Genomic DNA, 12,886 nt, shown 5'->3' on the forward strand with positions numbered 1-12,886 from the left:
AAATCCCCGGCACAATGCTTGACAAACAAGCCGACTCACCGTAACGGCCCAGCCATTCCGACAATATAACCGGACGGCGACGCACTTCAGTGCGATTTCGTTGTCCGCTTTTTGCGTTGGAAATCAGACGCTTTGAGATGGGGCCGATTGCCTACGGCCCTGTGGAGCAGGAGAAAATTACCAATGGCACGTATCGCGGGCGTCAACCTGCCCACCAACAAGCGCGTGATCATCGCGCTCACCTATATCCACGGCATCGGTCGCAAGACCGCCGTCGACATCGCCACCAAGCTGGGGATCGACCAGTCGCGCCGCGTCCAGGACCTGTCCGACGCCGAAGTGCTGCAGATCCGCGAAACGATCGACGCCGACCTGACGGTCGAGGGTGATCTTCGCCGTACCACGTCGATGAACATCAAGCGGCTGATGGACCTCGCCTGCTACCGCGGGCTGCGTCATCGCAAGGGTCTGCCAGTTCGTGGCCAGCGCACGCACACCAATGCGCGCACCCGCAAGGGCAAGGCCAAGGCGATCGCTGGTAAGAAGAAATAAGGTTTGAGCGCGTCCCTTCCGGGCGCGCCTCCTTGTTTCCCCTGCCGGAGCAGCGGCCCATCGCCCGCCACCGGCCATTCAGGATTAGGTTAGGATTACATCATGGCTCGTGAACCGCAGCGCCTTCGTCGGCGCGAACGCAAAAACATCTCGTCGGGCGTCGCCCACGTCAACGCGACCTTCAACAACACGATGATCACCATCACCGACGCGCAGGGCAACACGATTGCCTGGTCGAGCGCCGGCATGATGGGTTTCAAGGGCAGCCGCAAGTCGACCCCCTATGCGGCGCAGGTCTGCGCCGAAGATGCTGGCAAGAAAGCCTCCGAACACGGCGTCCGCACGCTGGAAGTCGAAGTGAAGGGCCCGGGCGCCGGTCGTGAATCGGCGCTGCGCGCGCTGCAGGCGGTCGGTTTCCACATCACCTCGATCCGCGATGTGACCCCGATCCCGCACAATGGTGTCCGCCCGGCCAAGCGCCGCCGCGTCTGATGCCTGCTTGGGATGCGCCCCATTTCCGGGGCTGCATCCACACTCTCTCTACGCCGGACAGATTGGTCGACCCCCAATCCGTCCCGCCAAAAGCAAAGGGAAGACCATGACTGTCAATATCCGGAACTGGCAGGAATTGAAGAAGCCCAGCAACCTGGAAATCAAGGCTGGCAGCGACGGCAAGCGCAAGGCGACCTTCGTCGCCGAACCGCTTGAGCGCGGCTTTGGCCTGACGCTCGGCAACGCGCTGCGCCGCGTGCTGCTCTCGTCGCTCCAGGGTGCGGCGATCACGTCGATCAAGATCGAGAATGTTCTCCACGAATTCTCGAGCCTGGCCGGCGTGCGCGAAGATGTCACCGACATCGTCCTGAACGTGAAGCAGATCGCGCTCAAGATGGAAGGCGAAGGCCCGAAGCGGCTTCAGCTTTCGGCCACCGGTCCCGCGACCGTCAAGGCCGGCGACATCATGGTGTCGGGCGACATCAAGGTGATGAACCCGAACCATGTCATCTGCCATCTCGACGACGGTGCGACGCTGAACATGGAACTCGTTGCCGACACCGGCAAGGGTTATGTCCCCGCAACTGCCAACCGTCCGATCGACGCGCCGATCGGCCTGATCCCGGTCGACTCGCTTTACTCGCCGGTGCGCCAGGTCGCCTACAAGGTCGACAATGCCCGCATCGGCCAGGAACTGGACTATGACAAGCTGAACCTGACCGTCGAAACCGACGGCACGATCACCCCGGAAGACGCCGTGGCTTACGCCGCGCGCATCCTCCAGGACCAGCTGCAGGTCTTCGTCCACTTCGAAGAAGCGATGAACGACAGCGGCATGATCGGCATGGCGGCTTCGCCCACCACCGCCGACGAGTCGGACGTCAATCAGCTCAACCGCTTCCTGCTCAAGAAGGTCGACGAGCTCGAATTGTCGGTCCGTTCGGCCAACTGCCTGAAGAACGACAACATCATCTACATCGGTGATCTGGTTCAGAAGACCGAAGCCGAAATGCTCCGCACCCCGAACTTCGGCCGCAAATCCTTGAACGAAATCAAGGAAGTGCTGTCGTCTATGGGTCTGCGCCTGGGCATGGACATCCCCGGCTGGCCGCCGGAAAACATCGAAGAAATGGCCAAGAAGCTCGAACAAGAGCTGCTGGGGTAATCGAGATAGCGCCCCGGTTCGCCGGGGCGTCATCACAACGGGAATGGGTCGGCCCGCACATCGACCTGGCTTGGGGTACCTCGCACGGCCCCTCTGACAAACGAAGGACAAGAACATGCGTCATAAATCGGGTGGCCGGAAGCTGCAGCGCACGAGCGCGCATCGCACGGCCCTGTTCCGCAATATGTCGGCTTCGCTCATCAAGCATGAGCAGATCACGACGACCGTCGCCAAGGCGAAGGAACTGCGTCCCTATATCGAAAAGCTGATCACGCTGGCCAAGCGCGGCGGCCTGGCCAATCGCCGTCTGGCGATGAGCCGCCTGATGGACGACGTTCAGCTGGTCAAGCTGTTCGACACCCTCGCCGAGCGTTACAAGGACCGCAACGGCGGTTATGCGCGCGTCATCAAGGCCGGGATCCGCGCCAGCGACGCGGCGCCGATGGCGATCATCGAACTCGTCGATCGCGACGTCGATGCCAAGGGCCAGGATTCGGGTCCGGTCGAGCAGTATGACGAGGATCTGGCGGAAGCCTGAGCTTCGCTCCAACCGCAAGAAATCAAGGGCGGCCATCCGACAGGATAGCCGCCCTTTTTCTTGGGCGGGTGCCGTTCGCCGAGTCCGCCAAACCGCCGGTGTACTCGCACACAATAGCACCGCGCATCGCGATGCCGCTGGTGTATCCAAGGCAGGATGAAAAGCCAAAGCAACGTCCGCCGATGCCGGTGATCGAATAGCAATGGACTCACCGCCGCGCGCCACTTCGGGGACCGAATCCTTTGGTACCCGCCTGCGCCGCCTGCGCGTGACGCGGCGGCTCAGCCAGATGCAGTTGGCGGCCGATCTCAACGTCAGCGTTCCCGCCATATCGGCGTGGGAAAAGGATCGCACCCGGCCGCGACATGGCCGTATCGAGGCGCTCGGCGCGCTACTCGGCGTGTCGACCGCCGAATTGCTCGGCAGCGACGGCCGCGAGTTTTCGCCCGACATGCTGGCCGAAAGCCGCGCCCATATCGCCCGCGTCGTCGGCACCACGCCCGACAAGGTTCGGATATTGATCGAGTTTTAGCGCAGCGCGGCATCGGCCGCATGGCGCCGCGAACACTTCCGCACCGACAAAGCCGTTCTTGACAATTGATCCGTTTTGCCTGATATTTCTGTTATGACAGAAATTATCGAACATGAGTCGAAACTGTCCCCCGCGGCGACGGAGTTCATCCTGCATTGGGGCAATCTGGGCGGCCAGTGGGGGGTCAACCGGTCGGTGGCGCAAATCCACGCGCTTTTGTTCGTGTCCGACCGTCCGCTCCAGGCCGAAGAGATTGCCGAGACGCTGGGGCTGGCGCGCTCGAACGTGTCCAACTCGATCAAGGAGTTGCTCGGCTGGCGGCTGATCCAGCGGGTGCCGGTGCTGGGCGACCGGCGCGACCATTTCGCCGCGGAAACCGACATCTGGGAAATGGTGACGCGGATCGCCGCGGGGCGCAAGGCGCGCGAGATCGATCCCGCCGAAGCGGCGCTGAAAATGTGCGTCACGCGGGCGGCAAATGATCCCGAACTGAGCGCCGGGGCCAAGGCGCGGCTCGCCGACATGCTCGATTTCGTGACGACGATGAGCCGCTGGCACGACGAGATGCTGAACGTCCCCAAACCCGCCCTGATGCGGCTGATCAAGCTGGGCGCCGGAGTAACGAAACTGATCAACTGGCGCCCGGGCAAAGGCAAGGACGCGGGATAGGGAGACGGGCCATGGAAGACCGTTTGCGCGAAAACCCAGGGATGGATCGGACCGCGGCTTCAAATTCGGCGTGTGTCGAGCGGGACTGCGGGGACCGCGGCCAAATTTCCGACCACCGCTTTCGCCGCCTCGTCCCCGCCGCCGCCTGGGACGCGCTGCCCGATGACGTTCGCCGCCGCTTTTCCAAGCGGCTGACGGGGCAGGCGACCGCGACCTATAGCGGCGAGATCGTGTGGACGCGCCTGTCTCGGTCCGGCTGGCTGCTCGCGCAGGCTTGCCGCCTCATCGGGGCGCCGCTGCCGCTGGGTCCGAGCGGCCCTGCCCCCGCCGCGGTCGCGGTCAGCGAGGACAGGCAGAGCGGCGGGCAATGCTGGACGCGGCTGTACGGCCGCGCGCGCGGACACCCGCAGGTGATCCACAGCGCCAAGAGCTTTTCGGGTGCGACGGGGCTCGAAGAGCATATCGGCGGCGGGTTCGGCATGGCGCTGACGGTGCGGGCCGAGGGCGATGCGCTCATTTTCACGTCCGACCATTATTTCTGGCGGATCGGCAGGGTCCGGCTGCGGCTGCCCGGGTGGGTGGCACCAGGACGAACGGTCGTGACGCACCAGCATCTCGGCAGCGGCCGCTTCGCCTTTGACCTGAAGGTCACGCACCCGCGGCTCGGCGAATTGGTCAACCAGCACGGGCTGTTCCGCGATGGCTGACCTGCGCGTCCTGTTGATCGGGGCGACGGGGGTGTTCGGCAGCCGACTGGCCGAGCGGGCGGTGCGCGAGCCCGGCATCGCGCTCACCCTGGCGGCGCGCGACCGGACGAAGCTCGACGCGCTGGCGGCGCGGCTGGGCGGGCTTGCGGTGCGGGTGATCGATCGCGACCGGGTCACCGGCGCCGACCTGGCCGGGTTCGACGTCGTGGTCGATGCGGCGGGGCCGTTTCAGGCATCGGCGCCGACGGTGATCGTCGCGGCGGTCGCCGCGCGGGTTCATTATATCGACCTCGCCGACGGGCGCGATTTCGTCGCGGCGATCGGCGATCATGATGCGGCGGCCAAGGCAGCCGGGGTCAGCGTCACCTGCGGCGCAAGCTCGATCCCGGCGCTGTCGCATGCAGTGATCGACGCGCTGACTGCGGGATGGGCAGGCATCGACAGCATCCGCATCGGCATCTTCCCCGGCAACCGCGCGCCGCGCGGGCTGGCGGTAGTGCAGGCGATCCTGTCCTATGTCGGCCACCCGGTGCGCGTGTGGCGCGGTGGCAGGTGGACCGATGTGCCGGGATGGGGAATGACGCAGCGCTGGGCAGTGCCGGGCGTCGGTCGGCGCTGGGCCAGCGTGTGCGACACCCCCGAACAGGATCTGCTCGTCGCGCGCTATGCGCCACGCGAAAGCGCCGAATTTTTCGCCGGAATGGAACTGAGCCTGCTCCATCTGGGGCTGGCGCTGCTGGCGTTGCCGGTGCGCTGGGGATGGATAAGCAGCCTGCGCCCCGCGTCACGGCCGTTGCTGGCGGTGGCGAGGCTGTTGCTGCCGTTTGGCAGCGATGTCGGGGCGATGGACGTCATTGTGACCGGCCGGGATGCGCGCGGCGCTCCGGTGGACGCGCGCTGGACGCTGCGCGCCGACGGCAATCGCGGGCCGTATGTGCCGGTGCTCGCAGCGCTGGCGCTGCTGAGGCGGTTTGGGACCGGGCGCACGCCGGCGCCCGGTGCGCGTGCGTGCACCGGGATGCTGACGCTGGCCGAGTCCGAGCAGGATTTTGCGGCGCTGGGGATTACGACCCGCGGGGTGGAAGAGGATCGCTCCCGCTTAATGCACCAGCTGTAGCTGCGCCCGCGTTTCGAGCAGTTCGTACCAGTTGAGATACGGCCAGCCCTCTTCGTCGTCGACCACCTCCTGCCACAGGTCGCGGCACAGGGCGCTGAGCTCGCCGAGCGTCGTGGCGCGGAAGCGGCGAACGATGTCGGGCAGCGGCTCGCTGCCGAGGCGGCCGAAACGGAAAGCTGGCCCCATCGCGTGACAGATCGGGCTGAGATCACCGTTGGACATCACGACGAGCGGGTTGAGGATGTCCGACAGTTGCGGATTGTCCGCTTCGCCGCCCTCCCCCGGCACCACCAGGTCAGGCCGCGCGGCGAGGGTGGCGCGGTTGAACAGATCGACATGGATCGCCAGCCGCTCGCCATAGTCGGCCTGCAACGCCAGCGCCGTCAGCCACGTCCGCGCCAGGATTTCGCCGTCGAGCTGGGCGCCCGCAAGCCCGTCTTGGGCCGCGCCAACCATGCCGAGCGGATGTAACTGCAGAATGTGTGCGCCCTGCTCGACCGCAAATTCGGCCATCCAAGGCAGATCGGGCAGGCTGGCGCGCGTCACCGTATGCGCGATCCCGAACGGCAGCCCGGCATCGCGCACGACGCCCAGCCCCTTGAGCATCCGCGCAAAGGCGGTGGGTGAGCGGCGGATACTGTTGTGCACCGCCTCGCGGCCGTCGACACTCACCGCCACCAGATCGAGCAGCGCGAGCGCCTCCAAGCACCGCCCGGTCAGCACCGTGCCGTTGGTGACCGCCAGCCGCCGCAGGCCTAGCGCTTTTGCGGTTTCCAGCACCACCGTGAAATCGTCGTAGAGAAACGGCTCGCCGCCTGAAAAGGCGACGACGCCATAGCCCTCGTCCGCCGCCTCGGCCAAAAATTCGATCAGCGCGCCCGTCGGCAAGGCCTCAGTTTCCCGCGGCCCCGAAGCGGAATAGCAATGCGCGCAGGCGAGGTTACAACGACGGTTCAGGTGAACCTGAACCGTCTTGCTCGCAATGGCACCGACCAACGGTCAGCGCCCACGCACCGCGACATGGACATTGACCAGCCGCTCAGCCGGGATGCCGTTGATGATCACGCTGGGGTTGAGCGTTCCCGCGCTGAGCAGGTCACCAAGAATCGTGCCGATCTTGGTCCGCGGCACCTTGAAATGCACGCTCGCCAGATCTTCGAACGGCGGGATGCCGTTGTCCAAAATATCGATGATCTGGATGTCGCCGCTGGCCTCGATCTTGGCCACATGCTCGGCAAAGGCCTTCATTCGGGCCTTGTCGAATCGTGCAGACGAAAATTTTGTGGCTAAATCATGGGTCGCTTTCATCGGGAATATCCCTTCCGGTTACGCAGTCCGAACAATTGCGACCCGTGACTGCGCCGACTTCGGTAAATCGATGCGCGGTATCTGACAAGTTAGATGTCACCTTATACTGTAACCGATACACAAGATTAGTCCTAAATAATTTATACACTATTATTTCTGACCCAGCTCGGCACATATCGGCGCTAAACCGAACAAATAGACGCCCGCGCGAGCGTTGCCAGCGATGCCGGACAAATCCGCTTGCCCCCGGCTTTTCCATCCTTACATATCGGCGCACGATAATGTCCCCCGGATGATTGAGGATCGCCTTGCCATGTCCCCCAAAACCCTGTTCGCGCCGCTCGCGCTGGTTGCCCTTTCGATGACCCCGACGGCGCTTCAAGCAGCGGAATCTGCGGCGGCGGCTACCGCGGCGCCGACGCTCGCCTATCCCGACACCGCGCGCGGCGACACCGTCGATCCGCAATTCGGGGTCGATGTCGCCGATCCCTATCGCTGGCTGGAGGACGATGTCCGCGTCAATCCGAAGGTCGCCGATTGGGTCGCGGCGCAGAACAAGGTCACCGATGCCTACCTCGCCACCCTGCCCGGCCGCGACACGTTCAAGAAACGGATGACCGAACTGTATAATTACGAGCGCTTCGGCCTGCCGACCAAGGCGGGGACGCGCTATTTCTATACGCGCAACGACGGGCTCCAGCCGCAGTCGGTGCTCTACGTCCGCGAGGGGCTCAAAGGCGAAGGCCGGGTGCTGATCGACCCCAATTTGTGGGCCAAGGACGGCGCCACCGCGCTCGCCGAATGGAACCCGTCAGAGGATGGCAAACATCTGCTCTATTCGGTGCAGGACGGCGGCACCGACTGGCGCATCGTGCGGGTGAAAGATGTCGCAACCGGCGAGGATCTACCCGACGAGGTGCGCTGGGTGAAATTTTCGGCGCTCGACTGGGCCAAGGACGGCAGCGGATTTTATTATTCGCGCTTCCCCGAACCGGCCGCGGGCGGCGCCTTCCAGTCGCTCAATGAAAATCACGCCGTCTATTTTCACAAGCTCGGTACGCCGCAGAGCGCCGACGTCCTGATCCACGCCACCCCCGCCAGGCCCAAGCTCAACAACAGTGCGGTGGTCACCGATGACGGCAAGTATCTGCTGGTTTTCGGGTCCGAGGGCACCGACGCGCGGCTGGGGCTGACGCTGTATCCGGTCGGCGCCGAGGGCGTCGGCAAGCCGATCACGCTGGTCGATGATTTCGCGAACAACTGGGACTATGTCACCAATCAGGGACCGCTTTTCACCTTCATCACCAACAAGGGCGCACCGCGCGAGCGGCTGGTGTCGATGGACATCCGCAAGCCGGGCAAGCTGACCGAACTGGTCGCCGAGAACGCCAACACGCTGGTCGGCGCCTCGCGCGTCGGCGACCGCATCATCCTGTCCTACCTCGGCGATGCGAAATCGCAGGCCGAAATGATCGCGCTCGACGGCAAAAAGATCGCCAACATCAACCTCGCCGACATCGGGTCGGCATCGGGGTTCGGCGGCAAATCGAGCGACCCTGAAACCTTCTACGCCTTTTCCAGCTATGCGCGGCCGACCACCATCTATCGGCTCGATACCGCGACCGGCAAAAGCGAGATTTTTGCCGAGCCCAAGCTGACCTTCGACCCCAGCCAATTCTCGGTCGAACAGCGTTTCTACAAATCGAAGGACGGCACCGAGGTGCCGATGTTCATCGTGATGAAGAAGGGTCTCGACCGCAGCAAGGGATCGCCGACGCTGCTCTATGGTTATGGCGGGTTCAACGTGTCGATGACCCCCGCCTTCTCGCCGACGCGCCTGGCGTGGGTCGACAAGGGCGGGGTGCTGGCGATCGCCAACCTGCGCGGCGGCGGCGAATATGGTAAGGCGTGGCACGATGCCGGGCGGCTCGCCAACAAGCAGAATGTCTTCGACGATTTCATCGGCGCAGGCGAATATCTGATTGCCCAGGGCATCGCGGGCAAGGGTCAGGTCGCGATCGAAGGCGGATCGAACGGCGGCCTGCTGGTCGGCGCGGTTACCAACCAGCGCCCCGACCTGTTCGCTGCGGCGCTGCCCGCGGTGGGGGTGATGGACATGCTGCGTTTCGACCGTTTCACCGCCGGGCGTTACTGGGTCGACGATTATGGCTATCCGTCGAAGGAAGCCGATTTCCGCAACCTGCTCGCCTATTCGCCCTATCATAATATCAAGGCGGGCGCCGCCTATCCCGCGGTGCTGGTAACCACCGCCGACACCGACGACCGCGTCGTGCCGGGGCACAGTTTCAAATATACCGCGCAGCTCCAGCATGCCAACGCAGGCGACAAGCCGCATCTGATCCGCGTCGAAACCCGCGCCGGGCACGGCAGCGGCAAACCGACCGACAAGATCATCGCCGAGGCGGCCGACAAATATGCCTTCGCGGCGAAATGGACGGGGCTGGCGGTCGAATAATCCCACCCCGTTTGTCCTGAGGAGCCATTGAGCCTGTCGAAACGGCGTCTCGAAGGAGCTGGCGCCGCGCTTGGTCCTTCGAGACGGGCCTTCGCCAAGGCTCAGTCCCTCCTCAGGACAAACGGAATTTAGCTCCATGACCAAGCCGCTTGGCTCTAGCAAATCGAAGGTATCCCATGTCCACCGCCCTCGCCTTCACCGCCACCGACCCGGCCGAATTATGGGCCGAGGCAGGTGACGCCGCCGCGGCGCTGGTTGCCGGGGAACCCGACGGTATCGCCAATATGGCGAATGTCGCGGCGCTGATCTGGCAGGCGATCCCCGACCTCAACTGGGCGGGATTCTATCGCTTCGATGGACAAGAACTGGTGCTCGGCCCGTTCCAGGGCAAGGCGGCGTGTATCCGCATTCCGCTCGACAAAGGCGTGTGCGGCGCCGCCGCACGGCTGCGCGCCACACAGCGCGTTGACGACGTCCACGCCTTTCCGGGCCACATCGCCTGCGACGCCGACAGCCGCAGCGAATTGGTGGTGCCGGTGATCGCGAACGACCGGCTGGTCGGCGTCCTCGACCTCGACAGCCCGCTGCCGGGGCGGTTTGCGGCCGCCGATCAGGCGGGGGCAGAGGCGCTGGTGGCGCGGATTGCGGGGGCGCTGGGTTCCTGACAAGGCGCGATATTGTTGTAAATGCGGCCGTCGGCTTTGGGGGAAGCGGACCTAAGGATCCTCCCCATCGACTTGCGATGGGGAGGCGGACCGCCGCCGTAGGCGGTGGTGGAGGGGTAGCGACGCCGCGCCATTACCCCTCCGTCAGCGCTTCGCGCTGCCACCTCCCCATCGCAAGTCGATGGGGAGGATCGAATTACGCAACCGGTCGAACCCGACGCCGTTCACTACCCCACATCTGACCCAAATCGGGACGTAAACGTCACGGTTAACGGATTCGCGAAAACCCCTCGATTTTGCTAACAAGCTGTTAACCAATCGGTCTGGGCCGAGGGAACAGGGAGTTAGTCATGCGCACGTTCGTTTTGTTGGGGGTGGCCGCAGGGTCGTTGTTGCTGGCAGGCCATGCGCGTGCCGAAACGCCGACAACCGACGCGCGCGCTGCGACCGACGTGGCGCACGGCGTGTCCTATAGTCACGATCCGCGCCCGGCGCTCGATTATGGCGCCCCCGCCGATGCGGACGTGCGCGTCTATACCGGCCATGCCGACCGGATCCCCAGCGAAGTCGAATATCGCCGCGTGTCGGGTTATGACGCCGAGGGCCGCTGGACCGGCACCTGGAACGGCACCTATGAAACGCCCGACGGTCGCCGTTACGATGGCAGCTACGAAGGCACCGTCGAAGGCCATGGCGCCGGCTATCCGCCGCCGCATCACGGGCATCATGGCGGCGGGTACGACCCGCGGCACGACGAAGAAATGGAACGCCGCTGTGGCCGGGGGGGCACAGTGGGCGGCGCGGTTGTCGGCGGAGTCGTGGGGGGCATCGCCGGCAACCGCATCGCCGGGCGCGGTGATCGCACTGCGGGCACGCTGATCGGCGCGGGCGTCGGCGCGATTGCCGGCGGGGCAATCGGCGATGCGTCGGACAAGAAGAAATGCGAAGCCTGGTGGTCGAGCCGTGGCTCCTACCAGGGTGCGTCGAGCTATTATCAGAGCGGCTATGGCTATGGCTATTACACCCCGGGCGTCGTGGTCACGACGATCATCACCGGCGGCGCGCCGGTGGTGACCGAAACGGTCGAGACGACGACGCGCACCTATTATGAAAACGCGCCGGTGCGGAAACGCTATGCGGCAAAGAAAAAGTGGAAGCCCCGGCCCAAGCCCCGCTGCGCCTGCTGATACCCGACAGGTCTGGTCACCTAAATCTGGTCTGAAGGCCCGCTATCGCATGATAGCGGGCCTTTTCTATTGCAGGCCTCGCTCCGTCGTTCCCCGGTAACGGTTCAGCGGCGCGAAAGCATCGGCGACCTAGAACAGCCGCATTCCGGGCCGGACCGTCCTTTGCCCGTCCTTGGGGAGTGTCCCTCGATGCGTAAGTTCACCAGCCTTGCCGCCGCAGCCGCTGTCGTCGTCACCTCGGTCGGCATCAGTGCCGTCCCCGCCGAGGCCCGCCAGCGTCACGGCGGCTGGGGTTATCGCCATCATGACCGCGTCAGCACCGGCGATGTGCTCGGCGGCCTGCTGATCATCGGCACCATCGCCGCGATCGCCAGCGCCGCGAGCAAGGACAAGCGCGAGCGCGCGCCCGACTATCGTTACGACCCGCCGTATCGCGACAACCAGCGTTATGAGCAGCGCGACAGCGACTATGTGCCGCCGGTGGACGACCGTTCGCCAAGCGGTGACGCGGCCGATTATGGCAATGGCGACGTCCAGAGCCGCGCCGCCGATGCGTGCAGTTGGGCGGTCGAGGCCGAAATGGGCGACGATGCGCGGGTCGATCGCATCGACGGCACCGAGGCCAATAACGGCGGCTGGTACGTCACCGGCACCGCGTCGCGGCTGGGCGGCGAGGTCCGCAGTTTCGGGTGCAGTTACCGCAACGGCCGCGTCGTCGACGTCAATTTCGGCTGAACAAGCAATTCGATCAACAACTTGTACAGGGCCGCGTCACCTTTGGGTGGCGCGGCCCTTCGCTTTGAAGCTGAACGCCAGCAAAACCAAGGCTGAACGCCAGATAAGCGACGGGTTCAGCACCGCGTCACCGCCGAATCGGTAGAAGCTCCTCAACAGGCTGCAACGCTGCTGCCTGCGCCTGAAGGAGACCGAACCATGGCTATCAAGACCAACCTGACCAAGGCCGCAATTGGTGCGGCCACCGCTGGCGCGATGTTGATGAGCGCCGCCCCCGCCGCCGCCCGCGACCGGTACGACCGCGACGGGATCAGCGCGGGCGAAGTGATCGCCGGCGCCGTCGTGCTTGGCGGCCTCGCCGCGATCCTGTCGAGCGGCAATAACGACCGCTACGATCGTTACGACGACCGCTATCGGGGTCGCTACGACGATCCGCGCTACGGCTATGGGTATGACTATAACCGCTATGGCAACAGCCGCAGCGCCGTGAACCAGTGTGTCGGCGCGGTCGAAAACGGCAGCCGCCGTTATGGCAACACCGACGTCACCCAGGTGACGAGTATCGATCGCAAGCGCGACGGGTATAAAGTGAAGGGCCGCGTCGTCGTTCGCGACGGTTACGGCGGTCGCTGGGGTCGTGGCGGCTATTACGACCAGGGCAAGTTCACCTGCGACATCCGCTATGGCCGCGTCCAAGACATTCGTTTCTCGGGCCTGCGCTGACCTTCCAAGCCCCTCCCCCC

General features: G+C 64.7%; 15 protein-coding genes. 13 read left to right on the plus strand and 2 right to left on the minus strand.

The annotated features are described in order from the left end of the window. Window positions 1–183: 183 nt before the first annotated feature. The 8 genes from rpsM to J2X44_RS15585 all read left to right on the plus strand — a co-directional run bounded on the left by rpsM (window position 184) and on the right by J2X44_RS15585 (window position 5,772). Window positions 184–552 carry a 30S ribosomal protein S13 gene (gene rpsM / locus J2X44_RS15550; protein ID WP_137753127.1) on the plus strand — a complete coding sequence of 123 codons (369 nt, stop codon included), beginning with the start codon at window positions 184–186 and terminating at the stop codon, window positions 550–552. Window positions 553–654: 102 nt separating this feature from the next. Further along, window positions 655–1,044, plus strand: coding sequence for a 30S ribosomal protein S11 (gene rpsK / locus J2X44_RS15555; protein WP_137753126.1), 390 nt, complete (start codon window positions 655–657; stop codon window positions 1,042–1,044). Between the two features lie 106 nt (window positions 1,045–1,150). Further along, window positions 1,151–2,209, plus strand: coding sequence for a DNA-directed RNA polymerase subunit alpha (locus J2X44_RS15560; protein WP_039576660.1), 1,059 nt, complete (start codon window positions 1,151–1,153; stop codon window positions 2,207–2,209). 115 nt (window positions 2,210–2,324) lie between these two features. Continuing rightward, entirely contained in the window at window positions 2,325–2,747 is a 423-nt protein-coding gene (gene rplQ, locus J2X44_RS15565) for a 50S ribosomal protein L17 (protein WP_310085998.1), read from the plus strand. 202 nt (window positions 2,748–2,949) lie between these two features. Next, window positions 2,950–3,279, plus strand: a complete 330-nt coding sequence (locus J2X44_RS15570; RefSeq protein ID WP_310086001.1) for a helix-turn-helix transcriptional regulator — start codon at window positions 2,950–2,952, stop codon at window positions 3,277–3,279. 93 nt (window positions 3,280–3,372) lie between these two features. Continuing rightward, a complete protein-coding gene (locus J2X44_RS15575; protein WP_310086004.1) occupies window positions 3,373–3,948 on the plus strand; it encodes a MarR family transcriptional regulator in 576 nt (191 codons plus the stop codon). Between the two features lie 11 nt (window positions 3,949–3,959). Then, window positions 3,960–4,655 carry a DUF4166 domain-containing protein gene (locus J2X44_RS15580; protein ID WP_310086007.1) on the plus strand — a complete coding sequence of 232 codons (696 nt, stop codon included), beginning with the start codon at window positions 3,960–3,962 and terminating at the stop codon, window positions 4,653–4,655. Next, window positions 4,648–5,772 (plus strand): saccharopine dehydrogenase NADP-binding domain-containing protein, encoded by a 1,125-nt coding sequence (locus J2X44_RS15585; RefSeq protein ID WP_310086009.1) that lies wholly within the window; start codon window positions 4,648–4,650, stop codon window positions 5,770–5,772. Before J2X44_RS15580 ends, J2X44_RS15585 begins: the two co-directional genes overlap by 8 nt. On the opposite strand, the gene J2X44_RS15590 is transcribed toward J2X44_RS15585, so the two are convergent. Together J2X44_RS15590 and J2X44_RS15595 are read right to left on the minus strand one after the other, a co-directional pair. Then, window positions 5,755–6,768: a radical SAM/SPASM domain-containing protein gene (locus J2X44_RS15590; RefSeq protein WP_310086010.1), complete on the minus strand. Its 1,014-nt coding sequence runs from the start codon at window positions 6,766–6,768 to the stop codon at window positions 5,755–5,757. The two genes, J2X44_RS15585 and J2X44_RS15590, sit on opposite strands and share 18 nt — an antisense overlap. Before the next feature lie 3 nt (window positions 6,769–6,771). Then, a complete protein-coding gene (locus tag J2X44_RS15595; protein WP_310086012.1) occupies window positions 6,772–7,020 on the minus strand; it encodes a hypothetical protein in 249 nt (82 codons plus the stop codon). A gap of 373 nt (window positions 7,021–7,393) precedes the next feature. Here J2X44_RS15595 and J2X44_RS15600 point away from each other — a divergent pair, with 373 nt between their 5' ends. The 5 genes from J2X44_RS15600 to J2X44_RS15620 all read left to right on the plus strand — a co-directional run bounded on the left by J2X44_RS15600 (window position 7,394) and on the right by J2X44_RS15620 (window position 12,866). Next, window positions 7,394–9,556, plus strand: coding sequence for a prolyl oligopeptidase family serine peptidase (locus J2X44_RS15600; protein ID WP_310086014.1), 2,163 nt, complete (start codon window positions 7,394–7,396; stop codon window positions 9,554–9,556). A gap of 176 nt (window positions 9,557–9,732) precedes the next feature. Beyond that, the gene (locus J2X44_RS15605) at window positions 9,733–10,221 is read left to right on the plus strand and encodes a GAF domain-containing protein (RefSeq protein WP_310086017.1); all 489 of its coding nucleotides are present in this window, start codon (window positions 9,733–9,735) and stop codon (window positions 10,219–10,221) included. A gap of 350 nt (window positions 10,222–10,571) precedes the next feature. Beyond that, on the plus strand, window positions 10,572–11,408 hold the full coding sequence (locus tag J2X44_RS15610) for a glycine zipper 2TM domain-containing protein (RefSeq protein WP_310086019.1): 837 nt from the start codon (window positions 10,572–10,574) through the stop codon (window positions 11,406–11,408). A gap of 189 nt (window positions 11,409–11,597) precedes the next feature. Then, on the plus strand, window positions 11,598–12,143 hold the full coding sequence (locus J2X44_RS15615; RefSeq protein ID WP_310086021.1) for a hypothetical protein: 546 nt from the start codon (window positions 11,598–11,600) through the stop codon (window positions 12,141–12,143). A 198-nt stretch (window positions 12,144–12,341) separates the two neighbouring features. Next, window positions 12,342–12,866 (plus strand): hypothetical protein, encoded by a 525-nt coding sequence (locus J2X44_RS15620; protein ID WP_310086023.1) that lies wholly within the window; start codon window positions 12,342–12,344, stop codon window positions 12,864–12,866. Window positions 12,867–12,886: the final 20 nt, after the last annotated feature.

This window comes from Sphingopyxis sp. BE259 (genome assembly GCF_031457495.1).
Taxonomy (GTDB): domain Bacteria; phylum Pseudomonadota; class Alphaproteobacteria; order Sphingomonadales; family Sphingomonadaceae; genus Sphingopyxis.

Bases quoted from the DNA above. Each gene is read 5' to 3' on its own strand.
- rpsM (WP_137753127.1), top strand. From the start codon at position 184: ATGGCACGTATCGCGGGCGTCAACCTGCCCACCAACAAGCGCGTGATC.
- rpsK (WP_137753126.1), top strand. From the start codon at position 655: ATGGCTCGTGAACCGCAGCGCCTTCGTCGGCGCGAACGCAAAAACATC.
- J2X44_RS15560 (WP_039576660.1), top strand. From the start codon at position 1,151: ATGACTGTCAATATCCGGAACTGGCAGGAATTGAAGAAGCCCAGCAAC.
- rplQ (WP_310085998.1), top strand. From the start codon at position 2,325: ATGCGTCATAAATCGGGTGGCCGGAAGCTGCAGCGCACGAGCGCGCAT.
- J2X44_RS15570 (WP_310086001.1), top strand. From the start codon at position 2,950: ATGGACTCACCGCCGCGCGCCACTTCGGGGACCGAATCCTTTGGTACC.
- J2X44_RS15575 (WP_310086004.1), top strand. From the start codon at position 3,373: ATGACAGAAATTATCGAACATGAGTCGAAACTGTCCCCCGCGGCGACG.
- J2X44_RS15580 (WP_310086007.1), top strand. From the start codon at position 3,960: ATGGAAGACCGTTTGCGCGAAAACCCAGGGATGGATCGGACCGCGGCT.
- J2X44_RS15585 (WP_310086009.1), top strand. From the start codon at position 4,648: ATGGCTGACCTGCGCGTCCTGTTGATCGGGGCGACGGGGGTGTTCGGC.
- J2X44_RS15595 (WP_310086012.1), bottom strand. From the start codon at position 7,020: ATGAAGGCCTTTGCCGAGCATGTGGCCAAGATCGAGGCCAGCGGCGAC.
- J2X44_RS15600 (WP_310086014.1), top strand. From the start codon at position 7,394: ATGTCCCCCAAAACCCTGTTCGCGCCGCTCGCGCTGGTTGCCCTTTCG.
- J2X44_RS15605 (WP_310086017.1), top strand. From the start codon at position 9,733: ATGTCCACCGCCCTCGCCTTCACCGCCACCGACCCGGCCGAATTATGG.
- J2X44_RS15610 (WP_310086019.1), top strand. From the start codon at position 10,572: ATGCGCACGTTCGTTTTGTTGGGGGTGGCCGCAGGGTCGTTGTTGCTG.
- J2X44_RS15615 (WP_310086021.1), top strand. From the start codon at position 11,598: ATGCGTAAGTTCACCAGCCTTGCCGCCGCAGCCGCTGTCGTCGTCACC.
- J2X44_RS15620 (WP_310086023.1), top strand. From the start codon at position 12,342: ATGGCTATCAAGACCAACCTGACCAAGGCCGCAATTGGTGCGGCCACC.